This window comes from Terrabacter sp. NPDC080008 (genome assembly GCF_040702505.1).
In the GTDB taxonomy this organism is placed as follows: domain Bacteria; phylum Actinomycetota; class Actinomycetes; order Actinomycetales; family Dermatophilaceae; genus Terrabacter.
In genome coordinates, this window is record NZ_JBFBLC010000004.1 from 340,410 (window position 1) to 356,672 (window position 16,263).

At 72.7% G+C, this 16,263-nt stretch carries 15 protein-coding genes; 12 read left to right on the forward strand and 3 right to left on the reverse strand.

Features of this window, described 5'->3' with window-relative positions:
* Nucleotides 1–93: 93 nt before the first annotated feature.
* Entirely contained in the window at nt 94–762 is a 669-nt protein-coding gene (locus AB0316_RS14095) for a TrkA family potassium uptake protein (RefSeq protein WP_366273646.1), read from the reverse strand.
* A gap of 50 nt (nt 763–812) precedes the next feature.
* On the opposite strand from AB0316_RS14095, the gene AB0316_RS14100 reads away from it, so the two are divergent.
* The 6 genes from AB0316_RS14100 (at nt 813) to AB0316_RS14125 (ending at nt 7,503) form a co-directional block, all read left to right on the forward strand.
* On the forward strand, nt 813–2,009 hold the full coding sequence (locus AB0316_RS14100; RefSeq protein WP_366273647.1) for an acetoin utilization protein AcuC: 1,197 nt from the start codon (nt 813–815) through the stop codon (nt 2,007–2,009).
* Nucleotides 2,010–2,337: 328 nt separating this feature from the next.
* Nucleotides 2,338–3,654, forward strand: a complete 1,317-nt coding sequence (gene aspS, locus AB0316_RS14105; RefSeq protein WP_366273648.1) for an aspartate--tRNA(Asn) ligase — start codon at nt 2,338–2,340, stop codon at nt 3,652–3,654.
* 193 nt (nt 3,655–3,847) lie between these two features.
* On the forward strand, nt 3,848–4,048 hold the full coding sequence (locus AB0316_RS14110; RefSeq protein WP_366273649.1) for a helix-turn-helix domain-containing protein: 201 nt from the start codon (nt 3,848–3,850) through the stop codon (nt 4,046–4,048).
* Between the two features lie 254 nt (nt 4,049–4,302).
* Nucleotides 4,303–4,401 carry an AURKAIP1/COX24 domain-containing protein gene (locus AB0316_RS14115; RefSeq protein ID WP_003792170.1) on the forward strand — a complete coding sequence of 33 codons (99 nt, stop codon included), beginning with the start codon at nt 4,303–4,305 and terminating at the stop codon, nt 4,399–4,401.
* A 274-nt stretch (nt 4,402–4,675) separates the two neighbouring features.
* Complete coding sequence (locus tag AB0316_RS14120; protein ID WP_366273650.1) at nt 4,676–5,719, forward strand: NAD-dependent epimerase/dehydratase family protein; 1,044 nt, start codon at nt 4,676–4,678, stop codon at nt 5,717–5,719.
* The gene (locus AB0316_RS14125; protein WP_366273651.1) at nt 5,716–7,503 is read left to right on the forward strand and encodes a 1-acyl-sn-glycerol-3-phosphate acyltransferase; all 1,788 of its coding nucleotides are present in this window, start codon (nt 5,716–5,718) and stop codon (nt 7,501–7,503) included. The genes AB0316_RS14120 and AB0316_RS14125 overlap by 4 nt, the downstream gene beginning before the upstream one ends.
* 89 nt (nt 7,504–7,592) lie before the next feature.
* On the opposite strand, the gene AB0316_RS14130 is transcribed toward AB0316_RS14125, so the two are convergent.
* Together AB0316_RS14130 and AB0316_RS14135 are read right to left on the reverse strand one after the other, a co-directional pair.
* Nucleotides 7,593–8,924: a DUF5667 domain-containing protein gene (locus tag AB0316_RS14130; RefSeq protein ID WP_366273652.1), complete on the reverse strand. Its 1,332-nt coding sequence runs from the start codon at nt 8,922–8,924 to the stop codon at nt 7,593–7,595.
* 255 nt (nt 8,925–9,179) lie between these two features.
* Nucleotides 9,180–10,037 carry a sigma-70 family RNA polymerase sigma factor gene (locus AB0316_RS14135; RefSeq protein WP_366273653.1) on the reverse strand — a complete coding sequence of 286 codons (858 nt, stop codon included), beginning with the start codon at nt 10,035–10,037 and terminating at the stop codon, nt 9,180–9,182.
* Nucleotides 10,038–10,145: 108 nt separating this feature from the next.
* Here AB0316_RS14135 and AB0316_RS14140 point away from each other — a divergent pair, with 108 nt between their 5' ends.
* From AB0316_RS14140 to hemB, 6 genes are all read left to right on the forward strand, one after another.
* Nucleotides 10,146–10,418 (forward strand): glutaredoxin family protein, encoded by a 273-nt coding sequence (locus AB0316_RS14140; RefSeq protein ID WP_366273654.1) that lies wholly within the window; start codon nt 10,146–10,148, stop codon nt 10,416–10,418.
* 133 nt (nt 10,419–10,551) lie between these two features.
* Nucleotides 10,552–11,232 (forward strand): redox-sensing transcriptional repressor Rex, encoded by a 681-nt coding sequence (locus AB0316_RS14145; protein WP_366273655.1) that lies wholly within the window; start codon nt 10,552–10,554, stop codon nt 11,230–11,232.
* A complete protein-coding gene (gene hemA / locus AB0316_RS14150) occupies nt 11,229–12,611 on the forward strand; it encodes a glutamyl-tRNA reductase (RefSeq protein WP_366273656.1) in 1,383 nt (460 codons plus the stop codon). The genes AB0316_RS14145 and hemA overlap by 4 nt, the downstream gene beginning before the upstream one ends.
* Entirely contained in the window at nt 12,608–13,609 is a 1,002-nt protein-coding gene (gene hemC, locus AB0316_RS14155; RefSeq protein WP_366273657.1) for a hydroxymethylbilane synthase, read from the forward strand. The genes hemA and hemC overlap by 4 nt, the downstream gene beginning before the upstream one ends.
* The gene (locus tag AB0316_RS14160) at nt 13,606–15,255 is read left to right on the forward strand and encodes a bifunctional uroporphyrinogen-III C-methyltransferase/uroporphyrinogen-III synthase (protein WP_366273658.1); all 1,650 of its coding nucleotides are present in this window, start codon (nt 13,606–13,608) and stop codon (nt 15,253–15,255) included. Before hemC ends, AB0316_RS14160 begins: the two co-directional genes overlap by 4 nt.
* Before the next feature lie 11 nt (nt 15,256–15,266).
* On the forward strand, nt 15,267–16,232 hold the full coding sequence (gene hemB, locus AB0316_RS14165) for a porphobilinogen synthase (RefSeq protein WP_366273659.1): 966 nt from the start codon (nt 15,267–15,269) through the stop codon (nt 16,230–16,232).
* The last annotated feature ends 31 nt before the right edge of the window (nt 16,233–16,263 follow it).

Below are 16,263 nucleotides of genomic sequence, written 5' to 3' on the forward strand. Positions count from 1 at the left end.
GACCGCGAAGGTGGGTCATCAGTCCCGCACGACCCGAGGACGTATGCCGTCCCGCGGGCCTCGCGAGACGGCATACGCACGCCTGTGGCTGGGTCAGGGTCGGGCGGCAAAGCGCTCGATGAGCGCGACCGGACCGCTCACGATGAGCATGTGGTGCGCCGAGATCTTCGTCTGCGGGACGGCATACGTGAAGTCCTCGCCGGGGGCCTTGACGCCGACGACGGTGACGCCGTATTTCCGCCGGATCTGGCTCTGCTCGAGCGTGAAGCCGATCGTCTCGGCCGGTGGCCGCAGCTTGACGATCGCGAAGCCGTCGTCGAACTCGATGTAGTCGAGCAGCCGGCCGTTGACCAGGTGCGCGACACGGCGCCCCGAGTCGGCCTCCGGGGAGATGACGTGGTGGACGCCGATGCGCTCGAGGATGCGCTTGTGCTCGGGGGAGAGGGCCTTGGCCCAGATCGACGGCACCTCCGCGTCGACGAGGTTGGCGGCCGCCAACACCGAGGACTCGACCGACGAGCCGATGCCGACGACGGCGATCTTGGGTCCCGCCTGCCGGATCATCTCGAGCGCGGACGACTGCGCCATGTCGGCGTGCACGACCTTCGAGACCTTGTTGACGTAGCCCTCGGCGATGGCGTTGTCGCGCTCGGCCGCAACGACCCGGTGGCCGAGCCTCGTCAGCTCGAGCGCGACGGCAGAGCCGAAACGCCCCAGCCCGATGACGAGCACGTCGTCGCCGAAGAGCCGGTTGCGGCCCATGGGTTGTACCTCCGTCATCCGTGGCGCGTTTCCGCGATAGCGTCTCAATCATGCCAACTCAGGCCCGGGTCGTCTGGGACGCCTCCTTCACGAGCTACGACTTCGGGCCCACCCACCCGATGGCTCCGGTGCGTCTCGACCTCACCGCACGCCTCTGCGAGTCGCTGGGTGTCTTCGACTCCGACGGCATCCAGGTCGTCGGCGCGCAGGTCGCTCCGGACGAGCTGCTGCGCACCGTCCACGACGCCGACTACGTGGCGGCCGTGAAGACCGCCTCGGCCGACCCGAGCCGGGCCGACGAGGCGTACGGGCTCGGCACCGAGGACGACCCCGCCTTCGTCGGCATGCACGACGCGAGCGCCCGGATCGTGTCGGGCACGGTCGACAGCGTGCGCGCCGTCTGGGAGGGCGAGGCGGAGCACGCCGTGAACTTCACCGGCGGCCTGCACCACGCCATGCGCGACCGCGCGAGCGGCTTCTGCGTCTACAACGACATCGCCGTCGGCATCCAGTGGCTGCTCGACCACGGCGCCCAGCGGGTGGCCTACGTCGACGTGGACGTGCACCACGGCGACGGGGTCGAGCGGATCTTCTGGGACGACCCGCGCGTCCTCACCATCTCGGTCCACGAGACCGGTCGGGCGCTCTTCCCCGGCACCGGCTGGCCGACCGACGTCGGCGGACCTCACGCCGAGGGCAGCGCCGTCAACGTGGCGCTCCCGCCCGGCCTGGGCGACGCCGGCTGGCTGCGCGCGGTGCACGCGGTCGCGATGCCCCTCGTCCGTGCCTTCAAGCCCGACGTGCTCGTCACCCAGCACGGCTGCGACACCCACACCGAGGACCCGCTCGCGCACTTCGCCGTCTCCGTCGACGCCCAGCGCGCCGTCGCCGATGCGCTGCACCGGCTGGCTCACGACGTCTGCGGCGGCCGGTGGGTCGCCCTCGGTGGCGGCGGCTACGAGGTCGTCGACGTCGTGCCCCGCACCTGGACGCACCTGACCGCCATCGCGGCGCACGCGCCGATCAAGACCTCGGTCGAGGTGCCCGAGGACTGGCGCGCCCATGTCGAGCAGGTGTTCGGCCGACCCGGCCCGCGCCGCATGGGCGACCTCACGGCGGAGGACGGCCCACTCTGGTGGCGCTCCTGGGAGATGGGCTACGACCCCGGCAGCGACGTCGACCGCGCCATCATGGCGACGCGCACCGCCGTCTTCCCCCTGCACGGCCTCGACGTCCACTTCGACTGAGTCTTTGGCGCCTCGCTTCGCTCCGGCGCGTGCCGCGGCGCCCTGAAGGCGTCGCCTTCCTCCGCTTCGCTCGCTCGTTCCTCGCTCGTCTTCGCTGCGTCCAGGCGACGCCGGCGCCGCGGCGTCCCGGCTGAGATCCCGAAACCCCGTCGCCCTGCGGACGCGCTCCGGCGTAGCTTGCTGTGCACGGCGACGACGGGCCTGACGATCCTGAGCCGAGCTCGACCAAGAGGCCGACCGCGATCCGCGGCGGCGAAGGTGTGGTGGCACAGCGACATTCCCCATCGCCCACACCTCCGGGGCACGAAACCCACCGGAGGTGAACGGAATGCAACCAACCCCATCAACCACCACGGCACCGCGCGTGCTGGCTCGCGACCTCGCGTCCGTGACGCCCGGCGAGAGCGCCACGCTCGCCGGCTGGATCCACCGACGCCGCGTCCTCGCGAGCGTCACCTTCCTCGTCCTGCGCGACCGCTCGGGACTCGCGCAGGTCGTCGTGAAGGACCCCGAGACGGTCGAGCAGCTGACGGCGCTCCCCGAGGAGACGGTCGTCGAGGTGACCGGCACGGTCACCGCCAACGCGTCCGCTCCCGGCGGGGTCGAGCTCGTCGACCCCTCGGTCACGCCGCTGACCGAGCCCGCGGTCGCGCCGCCCACCGAGCTGTGGCGCCCGACCTTCGGGGCAGGGCTGCCCACCCACCTCGACCACGCGGCGGTGACGCTGCGACACCCGCGCCACCGTGCCGCCTGGCAGCTGGCCAGCGCGTCGATGCGCGGATTCCGTTCTGCGCTGGGCGCGCTCGACTTCACCGAGATCGCCACGCCCAAGCTCGTCGGCACTGCCACCGAGTCCGGTGCCAACGTCTTCACCGTCGACTACTTCGGCCGCACCGCCTACCTCGCGCAGAGCCCACAGCTGTACAAGCAGATGCTCGTCGGGGTCTTCGAGCGTGTCTTCGAGGTCGGTCCGGTGTTCCGCGCCGAGCCGCACGACACCGTGCGTCACCTCGCGCAGTACACCTCGCTCGACGCCGAGCTCGGCTTCGTCCGCGACCACCGGGACGTGCTGGCGGTGCTGCGCCAGGCCGTCGCCGGGATGGTCGCAGAAATCGGGGAGTATGCCGCCGACGCCGCTGCGCTCCTGGGCGTGCAGCTGCCGACGGTGCCTGAGGAGTTCCCCGTCATCCACTTCCGCGACGCCCTCGCCCGGGTCGGCGCGGACCCGGACGAGCCGGACCTCAGCCCCGCGCACGAGCGCGCGCTCAGCGAGTGGGCCAAGACGGCATACGGCTCGGACTTCCTTGCGGTGGAGGGCTATCCGATGACCAAGCGTCCCTTCTACACGCATCCGCAGCCCGGCGACGAGCGGTGGAGCAACAGCTTCGACCTGCTCTTCCGGGGGCTCGAGCTGACGACCGGCAGCCAGCGCCTGCACCGTCCCTCGGACTATGCGGCAGCGATGGCGCGCACGGGCACCGACCCCTCGCTTCTCGCTGGCTACCTGGACGCCTTCGCCCACGGCATGCCGCCGCACGGGGGTTTCGCCATCGGCCTGGAACGGTGGGTGGGACGCCTCACCGGCGCCGAGAACATCCGCGAGGTCACGCTCTTCCCGCGTGACCTGCACCGGCTGGCACCCTGACGACAGGAAGTGATCGGCGGATCCACAGCCAGTGAGTCGGCGTGTCGAGTTGCATGTGGCGGATTCGTTGATCCGTTCGCTTCCCCTCCAGTCACAACTGCCCCTAGTGTTGCTTCTTGCACCTGCGTGCAGTTTCGCCGGAGGGGAAGCCGTCGACGCGCGGGTGCAACCCACCGAAGATCGGGGTCAATACATGTCGAACGAGCGTCAGCTGGGTGAGGTGCGTTTCCTCACCGTCGCCGAAGTCGCCTCGATCATGCGGGTGTCGAAGATGACCGTCTACCGGCTCGTCCACGGCGGGGACCTTCCCGCAGTGCGGGTCGGGCGGTCGTTCCGGGTTCCGGAGGACGCAGTGCACAAGTACCTCCAGACCTCCTACATCGACACCGCGTGACGGCAGCGTCACCACGCACCGAGGGGGCGGCCACGACCGAGAGGTCCGGCCGCCCCCTCGGTGTGACGTGACGGACCGGTCGCCGCCTGTGGGGGCCGGTGGGCGAACCGTCGCGCTTTTGGGGTAGGGGCCCGGCACGCGCTAGGGTGTGGAGCCTGTTCGGCTCGTGAAGTTCGACCTACCCTTCTCCGAGGTGTGTCGACGCAGGTCGGCACCAGCTCAGTTCAAGGACACGTCTCACGACAAGGACAACCATGGGTTCTGTCATCAAGAAGCGCCGCAAGCGGATGGCGAAGAAGAAGCACCGCAAGCTGCTGCGCAAGACGCGCCACCAGCGTCGCAACAAGAAGTGACCTGACCAGCTCAGGAACCAGCGGCACCAGCCCGCACGCTCTCGACCCTCACCACGGTGGGGGTCGTTCGCGTTCCCGGGCACCTGTCCCGGCGAGAGGCTCGCCACATCCCCGCTCGGTGCAGTGCGCGCCCCCGCGGATCCCCAGGTCGCTCTGTAGGCTGCGACGTGCGGGGGTGAGACCTCTCCTCCGCCGCTGACCGGCACGACGGGCGAGCAGCGGAAGCGAGTCCCCGCTTCCCTCGACGCCCACCGACCGACGACAGGAGGATCCGATGGCCAAGGTCGTCCTCGTCACTGGTGTGTCCCGGTATCTCGGAGGTCTCTTCGCGCGCCGGCTGTCCAGCGACCCCTCCGTCGAACGGATCCTCGGCGTCGACGTCGTGCCGCCCCGCCACTCCATCGGCCGGGCCGAGTTCGTGCGCGCGGACATCCGGAACCCGATGATCGGTCGCATCATGGCGCAGGCCGCCGTCGACACCGTGGTGCACATGAACGTCATCGCCACCCCGCGCGACACCGGCGGCCGGGTGACGCAGAAGGAGATCAACGTCATCGGCACGATGCAGCTGCTCGCTGCGTGCCAGAAGTCCGAGTCGGTCAGCCGACTCGTCGTCAAGTCCTCCGCCGCCGTCTACGGCTCCTCGCCGCGCGACCCGGCGATGTTCAGCGAGGACATGAACCCCAAGACCCTCCCGCGCACCGGCTTCGGCAAGGACTCCGTCGAGGTCGAGGGTTACGTACGCGGCTTCTCCCGTCGCCGTCCCGACGTCGAGATCACCATGCTGCGCCTGGCCAACGTCGTCGGCCCCGAGGTCCGCACGGCCCTCACCGACTACTTCGCCCTGCCCGTCGTCCCCGTCCCGCTGGGCTACGACGCGCGGTTCCAGCTCGTCCACGAGGACGATGCGACGGCCGCGATGATCCGCGCGACCACCGGTCCCGCCGCCGGCATCGTCAACGTCGCCGGCGACGGCTTCGTCACGGTCACCCAGTGCACGGCGATCGCCCGCCGCCCCGTGGTGCCCGTCCCGCTGCCGGCAGCCGGGGTGCTCGGCACCGTGGTGCGCCGCAGCGGCCTGGCCGACTTCTCCTCCGACCAGCTGACCTTCCTCGCGTTCGGTCGCGGGCTCGACACCGGCCGTATGCGCACCGTCCTCGGCTTCGAGCCCCGCTTCACCACCCGGGCGGCCTTCGAGGACTACGCCCACCACCTCGCTCCCGTCCTCCCCGGTGTCGGTGGGGTCGACGGTGTCACCGAGGTGGCCGGCGGCACCGCTTCAGCCCTCTCCCGCGTCTTCGACAGGATCCAGCCGTGACCGCCGAGACCCACGACGCCCGGAACGCCACGGACCACCAGCCCGGCGATGCCCCGTCCACCGGAGCCACGGCGCCCGGGAGCGACGGCTCGTCGACTCGCGAGGCGGCCGCGAAGAAGACAGCAGCCAAGAAGGCGACGGCCAAGAGGACGACTCCGAAGAAGTCGACGGTCAAGAAGTCGACTGCGAAGGCGTCGAAGTCGGCGGCGAAGAAGGCGAGCACGACGGTCGCCACGGCGGCGGAGACGCCGGCGAAGAGCACCGCGGCCAAGACGGCGTCCGCCTCGTCGAAGCCGGCCGGCGGTGCCTTCGCCGCGGGGGCGGCTCGCGCCTCGGGGGAGCGGCGCCGGCGCAGCGGAACGCCCCTGCTGCCGCCCTCACCCGTCGAGGTCAGTGCCGCCCGGCGCGACCTCACCGGCTCGGCCCCGGATTCCCGAGGGGACGGCCTCGTCGAGACCGACGAGATCATCGAGTCCGCTGCGATGACGGAGGGACCCACCGAGCCGGAGTCGACTGTGCGCCCCGGTCGCCCGGTCCGCCCGAGCCGCCAGGAACCAGCGGCCACCGGGACACCCGCAGACCTGCCGGCAGACCTGCCCGCCGAGCCGACCCCGGCCAGGACCCGACCCACCCGCGCCTCCGTCCGCTCGACCCGGCGCTCGGCGACCGGAGCCCCGACCCGGCTACGAGCCGTCCCGCCGGTCGAGGAGGGCGCGGCGAGCGCCACGACGCGGCGCGAGGCAGCCACCCGGCATACGGCCTCGGAGGGCGAAGCCGGCTGGGAGCAGGCGCTCGCCGCCCTGCAGTCCCGAGCGGCCAAGCTGGTCGGATCCGCGCTCGAGGGAACCGAGCTGTCCCAGGAGGCTCGCCCGGGCCCGGCCGAGCTCGTCGACCTCGCGGTCAACGTGCTGCGCGCCGCCGCAGGCTCCGCCGGGGTGCCGGCCGAGGACGTCGAACGCCAGGTGGCCGAGACCCTCGCCTACCTGAGGCGCCGGCTGAGCGGTGACTACGTCGTCGACGAGTTCGGCTTCGACGAGGACTACACCGTCAACGTGCACCTGCCGCTGCTGCGGCCGCTCTACCGGAGCTGGTTCCGGGTCGAGGTGCGCGGCATCGAGAACATCCCCGACGTCGGCGGCGCCCTCGTGGTCGGCAACCACTCCGGCACCATCGCGCTCGACTCGCTGATGACCCAGGTGGCCGTCTACGACGAGCACCCGAAGCACCGACACCTGCGGATGCTCGGGGCCGACCTCGTCTTCCAGACGCCGTTCATCGGGACCATGGCGCGGCGGTCGGGCACCACCCTGGCGGCCAACACGGACGCCGAGCGGCTGCTCGACAGTGGGGCGCTCGTCGGGGTCTGGCCCGAGGGGTTCAAGGGAGTCGGCAAGCCGTTCAGCGAGCGCTACAAGCTGCAGCGCTTCGGCCGCGGCGGCTTCGTGTCGGCGGCGCTGCGGGCCGGGGTCCCGATCGTCCCGGTGTCGATCGTGGGCGCCGAGGAGATCTACCCGATCCTCGGCAACATGCCGGCGGTCGCACGCCTGCTCGGGCTGCCCTACGCCCCCATCACCCCGACCTTCCCCCTGCTCGGACCCCTCGGCCTCGTGCCGCTGCCGAGCAAGTGGCTCATCGAGTTCGGGCCGCCCATCGACACCTCGAGCTTCGGGCCGGAGGCGGCGGACGACCCCATGCTCGTCTTCGACCTGACCGACCAGGTGCGCGAGACCATCCAGCAGACGCTCTACAGCCTGCTGATGCAGCGCAGGTCCGTCTTCCTCTGACGCCACCGCCCCCACTGCCCCACTGACCTCGCCACGTGGCGGCAGCGTGAGCCCGCGTCAGCCCATCACCGTGGCCGGCGCGGGTGCACTCAGGGCAGCAGCTGGGTGGGCAGCAGTGTGGTCGGAAGCGTCGTGGGGAGCAGGCCCGTCGGGAGCTTGGGCACGCTCAAGGTCACCGAGGGGACCGGGATCGTCGCACCGGGCAACGTGACACCGCCACCACCCACTCCGATGGTCGAGGACGTCACGCCGACCCCCGGCAGGCTCACGGTCGCGCCCGGCACGGTCAAGCCGCCCCCGCCGACGCCCACCGAGGAGGTGCCGACCCCGACGGTGGGCAGGTTGACGGCACCGCCCGGTACGGGAACCGCGCCCGCGCCTGATCCGCCGGGGACCGGCAGCCCGTCGGGTGCGGTCGTCGTGGCTGCGGGCGGGCGGGCGGAGGTGGCGGCCGGTGCGGAGCTGCCCGGGCTCGCCGGGCCGGCGCCGGCGCCTGCCGTCGTCGGCGGTGCCGGCGTGCCGCTCGTCCGGGTGCCGGGACGCGCGCTTCCTCGGAGGCCGGCCAGGGCGTCGCGCGCCTGCGCGGCGCGGTCGCCGCACGTGGCACAGGAGGCCAGCTCGTGCAGTGTCGCGGCGTCACCGGAGCCGAGGGCGTCACGCAGGCGCTGCCAGGCCGGAAGCGAGCCGGTCGGGACGCGCGGACGCATCGCATCCACCTGCGGGATGGCGCGGGCGTAGAAGTCGGCCAGCTGGGACAGGGCCTCGGGGCGGCTCTCGGTGCGGTAGACCTCGACGAGGATGGTCTGCGCGCGCCCGACGGCGTCGGTGGCCGAGTCGTATGCCGTGTCGAGGTCGTGGGCGGACGGGCTGCCCTGGTCGAGCAGGTCGCGGGCGTCGCTGATGTGCTCCTGCGCCTGGGCGAGGTAGGTCAGGCCCTCGTCGTAGCGGGAGCCGGCCAGCTGCACGGCGGCCCGGTCGAGCAGCTGCTTGACGCCGTAGAGCGCGTCGCCCGGCACGGCCGAGCGCGACGCCGCGCCGAGTGCCCCACCGACCACGAGGATGCCGGCGGCCACCGCGGCGAGGAGCTTGAGCGGGCGGGCCGCGACGCGCAGCACCGACACGGTGCCTCCGCGGCTCTCGTCCCCGGCCTTGGGGTCGGCCTCGGTGCCATGGTGGGAGTCCGGCGTCGCAGGAGGAAGCGTGAGCACGGCAGCCGTCGGCCCGTCGGCGGCGGGGTCGTCGGCGAGCAGGCGGGCCCGCAGGTCGGAGACGAACTCGGCTCGCGGGGCGAGGCCGGCCTGGTCGACTGCCTGCACGGCGTGCAGCACGGCGACGAGCTCGAGGATGCCCGGCTCGCTGACGTCGCCGCCCTCGAGGGCGCGCTGCAGCAGCTGGCCGTCGGCGTTGGCACCGAGGTCCATCTCGTCCTCCCCTCTCGTTCCGTCGGGATGTCGTGTCGTTCGTCGCTGCTGGCTCTCGGGGCCCTCGTCACCGCCTTCGCGGCTTCGGCACCCCGGTCTGCGAGCGGCACGGGTGCTGGGGAACACCCGGGACGACACGGCATACGGCGAGGGGTTCCGCGGTCGCGCCGTTCGGCACGCCGTGGCGGGGACCGGTCCCACTCGTGTCGGTCCCACGCCATGAGAACGACGAGGGTGCGGGCCGGGTTACGGGGGTCACAGCTCGACCCCATCGAGCAGCTTGCGCAGTGCCCGGGTGGCGCGCAGCTGGAGCTGCTTCACGGCGCCCTCGGACTTGCCGAGCACCCGGGCGGTGTCGGCGAGACTGAGGCCCTGGAGGAAGCGCAACGTGATGCACTCCGCCTGGTCGGGGCCGAGCTGCTTGATCGCGGCGACGAGCCGTTCGTCACGCAACCGGGTCAGCACCTCGGTGTCGGGTGCGTCGACGCGCTCGTCGGCGTCGCGCATGTCGGCGGTGGCGACCTCGAAGCGGAAGCGCGCCGACTTCACGTGGTCGGCGATGAGGTTGCGGGCGATGGTCACGAACCACGCGGCGATGTCCTTGCCCTGCCACGTGAAGGAGTCGATGCGGCGCATCGCCCGGATGAACGTCTCCGACGTGAGGTCCTCGGCCAGGGCGCGGTTGGCCACCCGGACGAGCACGTAGCGGAAGATCGTGTCGACGTAGAGGTCGTAGAGCTGGGCGAAGGCCTCCTTGTCGCCCTGCTGCGCCAGGTGCACGAGCGCCGCGACGCGCCGCTGCGCGTCGGACTCCTGCTCGAGCGGCCGCGGTCCCGGACCGCCGGCCCCGGTCCGGGCGAGCTCCACGCCGCCGAAGCCCTCGTCGGCGAGCGAGGCCCACAGCGCGTCCAGGGCCGAGCGCCAGGTCGGGGGGCCGGGCAGGACCGGGCCGTATGCCGGCACGCCGCCGCCCGCAGCCACGTGGGCGGTCGCGGTCGCCGGGACCAGAGCGGGAAGGTGGAGCGCGGCGCGCGCGAGTCGTCCCCGCGCCGGGGCCTTTCCCGGGGCGGGAACCGGTCGGGGCCTCGAGGCCGGCGTCCTGTTCGCGCGCATTGTGGACAGTGTGACTGAACGGCGCCCTCGATGGGACCCCTGCAAGGTTTTGTGGCGCAGTCGACGTCACCCTGCGCGGCGCGGGCACCCGTGCCTACAGTGGTCGGTATGACGACTGAGCACCTGTCGCAGGCCGCGAGCCCGCGGGTCGTGCTGCTCGGCAGGCCCGGCTGCCACCTCTGCGAGGAGGCGCGGGCCGTCGTCGAGCGGGTCACCGCCGAGCTCGGGGTGGCCTGGGAGGAGCGCTCGGTCGACGAGAACCCGGAGCTGCTCAAGCGCTACGCGGAGCAGATCCCCGTCACCTTCGTCGACGGGCGCCGACACGACTTCTGGCGGGTCGACGAGGGGCGTCTGCGGGCGGCGTTGGGACCACCTGCCTGATCGCCGTCCGCTATGCCGTGGTAGGCGGCCGAAGTCAACTTTGTGCATGGCTTCACAAACGTCTAGCCTGAACGGGTCCAAACGTGCTCCGCGTTCGGCAGAACGCCTCTTCGAGAGGAGCCGGTGAGCAAGAGTGTCCGCCGACCCTGCACTGCGTCGAGAGATCCCCGACGCAACCGTCGCGCGGCTTCCCGAGTACCTCCGGACGCTCTCCCGCCTCGCTGAGGACGGCGTCCTGTCGGTGTCGTCCGAGGAGCTCGCGGCAGAGGTCGGAGTGCGATCGGCGCAGCTGCGCAAGGACCTCAGCCACCTCGGCTCCTACGGCGTGCGCGGTGTCGGCTACGACGTCGAGACGCTGGCCCTCGAGATCTCCCGCGCCCTGGGCCTGACCGAGGACTGGCCGGTCGCCATCGTCGGGATGGGCAACCTCGGCCACGCGCTCGCCTCCTACTCCGGCTTCGTCACGAAGGGCTTCCGCATCGTCGGCCTCTATGACGACGACCCGGCCCTGACCGGCGAGCGGATCGTCGGCGTGCCGATCCGGCCGCTGGCCGAGCTCGACGCCGACCACGCCGTCGACCCGATCGCCATCGGCGTCATCGCGACGCCCGCGCCCGCCGCCCAGGCCGTCTGCGACGCGCTGGTCGGCGCCGGCATCAGCTCGATCCTCAACTTCGCACCGGCAGTCCTGACGGTGCCCGACGGCGTCGACGTACGCCGCGTCGACCTCTCCACGGAGCTGCAGATCCTCGCCTTCCACGCCCAGCGCAAGTCCCTCGCCGCCGGCGACCTCAGTGCGGTGGCCGCACCGTGAGCCTGCTCGTGATCGGACTGTCCCACCACACGGCACCGCTCGCGGTCCTCGAGGCGCTCTCGGAGCATCCCGACCGGGCCGAGGCCATCGCCTCCTCCGTCCTCGGGTCGGCCACGGCCACCGAGACCGTGGTGCTCTCCACGTGCAACCGGCTCGAGGTCTACGCCGCGGTCCCGGCCTTCCACCCCGCCGTCGCCGCCATCGGTGAGGCGCTCGCCATCGCCGCCGGCATCGAGGCCCCGGCATCCGCCCGGCCCCCGGCCGAGCTGCCGCCCAGCGACCCGCGGTCGGCGCTCGCCGCACGCGCCGAGGCGCTGGCCGACCACCTCTACGTGCGGTACGACGACGCGGCGGTCGCCCACGCCTTCACCGTCGCGTGCGGGCTCGACTCCATGGCCGTCGGCGAGGCGCAGATCCTCGGCCAGATGCGCGACGCCCTGTCCGGCGCGCAGGGCCGCGGCCAGGTCGGCGAGTCGCTCAACGCGCTCTTCCAGGGCGCGCTCCGCGTGGGCAAGCGCGCGCACACCGAGACCGAGATCGACCAGCACAGCGTCTCGCTCGTGCAGATCGCGCTCGAGGAGGCCGCGTCGGTGCTCGGCCCGCTCCACGGCGCCTCAGCCGCCATCGTCGGCGCGGGCGGCATGAGCGGCCTCGCCGCCGCCACCACCCGCCGCCAGGGGATCGACGCCCTGACGATCGTCAACCGCACCCCCGAGCGCGCCGAGCGGCTGGCCGCGGCGACGTCCGGGGCCGCCCGCCCGTGGAGCGAGCTCGCCGACGTCGTCGCCGAGAGCGACCTCGTCATCTCGTGCACGGGTGCGGTCGGACACGTCATCACCGCCGACCTGCTCGCCGAGAGCGCCGCCCGCCGCGGTGGCCGCCCGCAGTTCGTCGTCGACCTGGCGCTCCCGCGCGACGTGGAGCCCGCCGACTCGTGGCAGCGCGCGATCCCCGGAGTCACCCTCGTGGACCTGCAGGCCCTCGGCCTGCTCCTCGAAGGACGCGCGGACACCACCGAGGTCGTCCGCGTCCGCGAGCTCGTGACCGGTGAGGTGGCCGACTACCTGACCCGGCGCATGGAGAAGTCCGTGGCGCCCACCGTCGCGGCCCTGCGCGCCCGCGCAGCCGACCTCGTGGCGACCGAGATGGACCGCCTGGACCAGCGGCTGCCCGGCCTGGACGAGACCACGCGCGCCGAGGTGGCCCTGGCCGTGCACCGCATCGTCGAGAAGCTGCTGCACACCCCGACCATGCGGGTCAAGGAGTTCGCGATGGAGGGCACCGGCGACGACTACGCCGCGGCCCTGCGCGAGCTGTTCGACCTCGAGCCGAAGGACGTCGCCAACGTGTCCGCCCCGCCGAAGCGAGCCCAGCCGTGACCGCCCTGCGCCTCGGCACCCGCCGCTCCGCTCTCGCCACCACCCAGTCCGGGTGGGTGGCCGACCAGCTGCGCGCCGCGGGCCACGAGGTCGAGCTCGTCGAGATCACCACCGAGGGCGACGTCTCCGGTGAGCTGCTGACGGCCATCGGCGGCACGGGCGTGTTCGCCGCGGCCATCCGCCATGCCCTGCTCGACGGACGCATCGATGTCGCCGTGCACTCGCTCAAGGACCTCCCGACGACGCCCGAGCCCGGGCTCGTCGTGGCCGCGGTGCCCGTGCGCGAGGACAGCCGCGACGTCCTCGTCGCGCGAGACGGGCTGACCCTGGGCGAGCTGCCCGCCGGGTCGGTCGTCGGCACCGGCTCCCCGCGCCGCACCGCCCAGCTGGCGGCGCTCGGTCTCGGCATCGAGATCCGCCCGATCCGCGGCAACGTCGACACCCGGATCGGCCTCGTCACCTCGGGTGCGGTCGACGCCGTGGTGCTGGCCCGCGCCGGCCTGGCGCGCCTCGGCCGCCTCGACGAGGCCACCGAGGTGATCGACCCGATCCAGGTCCTGCCCGCCCCCGGACAGGGCGCGCTCGCGGTCGAGTGCCGCTCCGACCGACACGAAGTGGTCGCCGCCGTCTCCGTCCTCGACGACCCGGACACCCGCGCCTGCGTCCTGGCCGAGCGCGCCCTGCTCGCGGCCCTCGAGGCCGGCTGCACCGCCCCGATCGGAGCCCTGGCCGAGGTCGTCGAGGGCGACGACGGCCTCGAGCTGTCGCTCCGCGGCTTCGTCGGCAGCGAGGACGGCTCCCTCGAGCTGCGCCGGTCGCTGGTCGGGCCGCACGCCGAGCCCGAGGCGCTCGGCCGGCGCCTGGCCCAGGTCCTGCTCGAGGACGGCGCCGCCGGCCTGGACCTCACCGACCATCCGACGAGCGGCACCGAGCCGGCCGTCGTCGCCCCAGCACACGCCCCACGCCAAGCCCCACACCGACCGGAGCAAGTTTCGTGACTCCTACCTCGCAGCCGTCGGACGAGACGGCCTCCGCCCCCACCACCGCGACGACGCCGGCCCGGGTGGCCTTCGTCGGCTCGGGCCCGGGTGACCCGGGCCTGATGACGCTGCGCGGCCGTGACCTGCTGGCCGCCGCCGACGTGGTGGTCCTCGACCGCATCGCCCGCGACGACGTGGTGCTGCAGCACGCCCGCCCGGACGTCGAGATCATCGACGCCGGACACGGTGAGCAGGGCCAGGAGCTCACCCAGGCCATGCGCGCCAAGATCGTTGTCAAGGCCGCGAAGTCCGTCGCCCCCGGCGGCCTCGTGGTGCGGCTCATGGACGGCGACCCCGCCACTTTCAACGGGCTCGTCGAGGAGGTGCGCGCCTGTCGCAAGGCCGGCATCACCTACGACGTCGTCCCCGGGGTGTCCGCGCTCACTGCCGGCCCGACGTATGCCGGTGTGCCGCTGACCTCGAAGTCCACCGGCGCCGTGCACGTCGTCGGGGTCGACCACGCGGGCGCCGACTACGCGGCGTACGCCGCCGACTCCGACACGCTCGTGCTGCTCGGCGGCAGCGAGGGCATCCGCTCCGCCCTCGAGGCGCTGCGCGAGGCCGGCCGTCCCGGCGAGTCCCTCGTCGCGCTGAGCGCCGCCTGCACCACCGTGAAGCAGTCCTCCGTCGCCACCACGCTCGCCGAGGTGGATGCCGTCTTCACCGGCAAGGAGCCGCTCGAGGTCACGCTCGCCGTCGTCTCGCCCAACGTCGAGCTGCGGGACGAGTTCTCCTGGTTCGAGTCCAAGCCGCTCTTCGGCTGGCGCGTCCTGGTGCCCCGCACCCAGGCGCAGGCCGGTTCGATGGTCGAGCGCCTCGCCGCCTACGGCGCGACCGCCGACGTCGTGCCCACCATCTCCGTCGAGCCGCCGCGCACGCCGCAGCAGATGGAGAAGGCCGTCAAGGGCCTGGTCACCGGCCGCTACGAGTGGATCGGCTTCACTTCGGTCAACGCCGTGCGCGCCGTGCGCGAGCGCTTCGAGCAGTTCGGCCTGGACGCCCGCGCCTTCGCCGGGCTCAAGGTGGCGGCCGTCGGCGGCACCACCGCCGCGGCGCTGCGCGAGTGGGGCATCAACCCCGACCTCGTCCCCGCGGGCGAGCAGTCCGCTGCCGGCCTGCTCGAGTCGTGGCCCGAGTTCGACGAGGTGCTCGACCCGATCAACCGGGTCCTGCTGCCGCGGGCCGACATCGCCACCGAGACGCTCGTCGCCGGGCTGCGCGACATGGGCTGGGAGGTCGACGACGTCACCGCCTACCGCACCGTGCGTGCGGCCCCGCCGGCTGCGCACATCCGCGACGCCATCAAGGGCGGCGACTACGACGCCGTGCTCTTCACGTCGAGCTCGACGGTGCGCAACCTCGTCGGCATCGCCGGAAAGCCGCACGCCGCAACGGTCGTCGCGTGCATCGGCCCCGCCACGGCCAAGACCGCACAGGAGCACGGCCTGCGCGTCGACGTCCTGGCACCGGAGGCCTCCGCCCTCAGCCTCGTCGACGCGCTCGCCGGCCACGGTGTCGGGCTCGCGGTCGCGGCCGTCGAGGCCGGGCAGCCCGTCCAGCGACCCAGCGACAAGCGCCCGGCATCGCGCCGCCGCGCCCGCTGAGGAGGTCTGCGGTGATCGAGCGCCCCCGTCGCCTGCGCCAGAACCCCGTCCTGCGATCCCTCGTCGCGGAGACTCGGCTGCACCCGCGTGACCTGGTGCTGCCCGTCTTCGTCGGCGAGGGCCTCACCGAGCCGCGGCCGATCGCCAGCATGCCCGGCGTGGTCCAGCACACGCTCGAGAGCCTCGTCGAGGAGGCCCACCGCTGCGTGGCCGCCGGCCTCGGCGGGATCATGCTCTTCGGCGTCCCCCAGCACAAGGACGCGACGGGCACGGGCGCGGTCGATGCGGACGGCATACTCAATGTCGCGCTGCGCACGGTCCGCGAGGCCGTCGGCGACGACCTCGTCGTCATGGCCGACACCTGCCTCGACGAGTTCACCGACCACGGCCACTGCGGCGTCATCGACGAGCGCGGGCGGGTCGACAACGACGCCACCAACCTGATCTACGCCGAGATGGCGGTCGCCCAGGCCCGCGCCGGCGCCCACGTCGTCGCACCCTCGGGGATGATGGACGGCCAGGTCGCCGTCATCCGGGAGGCGCTCGACGCCGAGGGGTTCACCGACACCGTCATCCTCGCCTACTCGGCCAAGTACGCCTCGGCCTTCTTCGGCCCGTTCCGCGAGGCGGTGCAGTCGAGCCTGCAGGGCGACCGGCGCACCTACCAGCAGGACGCCGCCAACATCGTCGAGTCGCTGCGCGAGATCGACCTCGACATCGCCGAGGGCGCCGACATGGTGATGGTCAAGCCGGCCATGTCCTACCTCGACGTCGTCGCGGCGGCGGCGGAGCGCTCGTCGGTGCCGGTGGCTGCCTACCAGGTGTCGGGGGAGTACTCCATGATCCACGCGGCCGCCGCGAACGGCTGGATCGACCTGCGCACCGCGGCCCTGGAGTCGCTGGTGTCGATCCGGCGTGCGGGCGCCCAGGTCGTGCTCACGTACTTCGCCCTCGATGTTCCCGAGTGGCTTGCCTGACAGCAACTACCATCTGTGACGTCACAGGAGG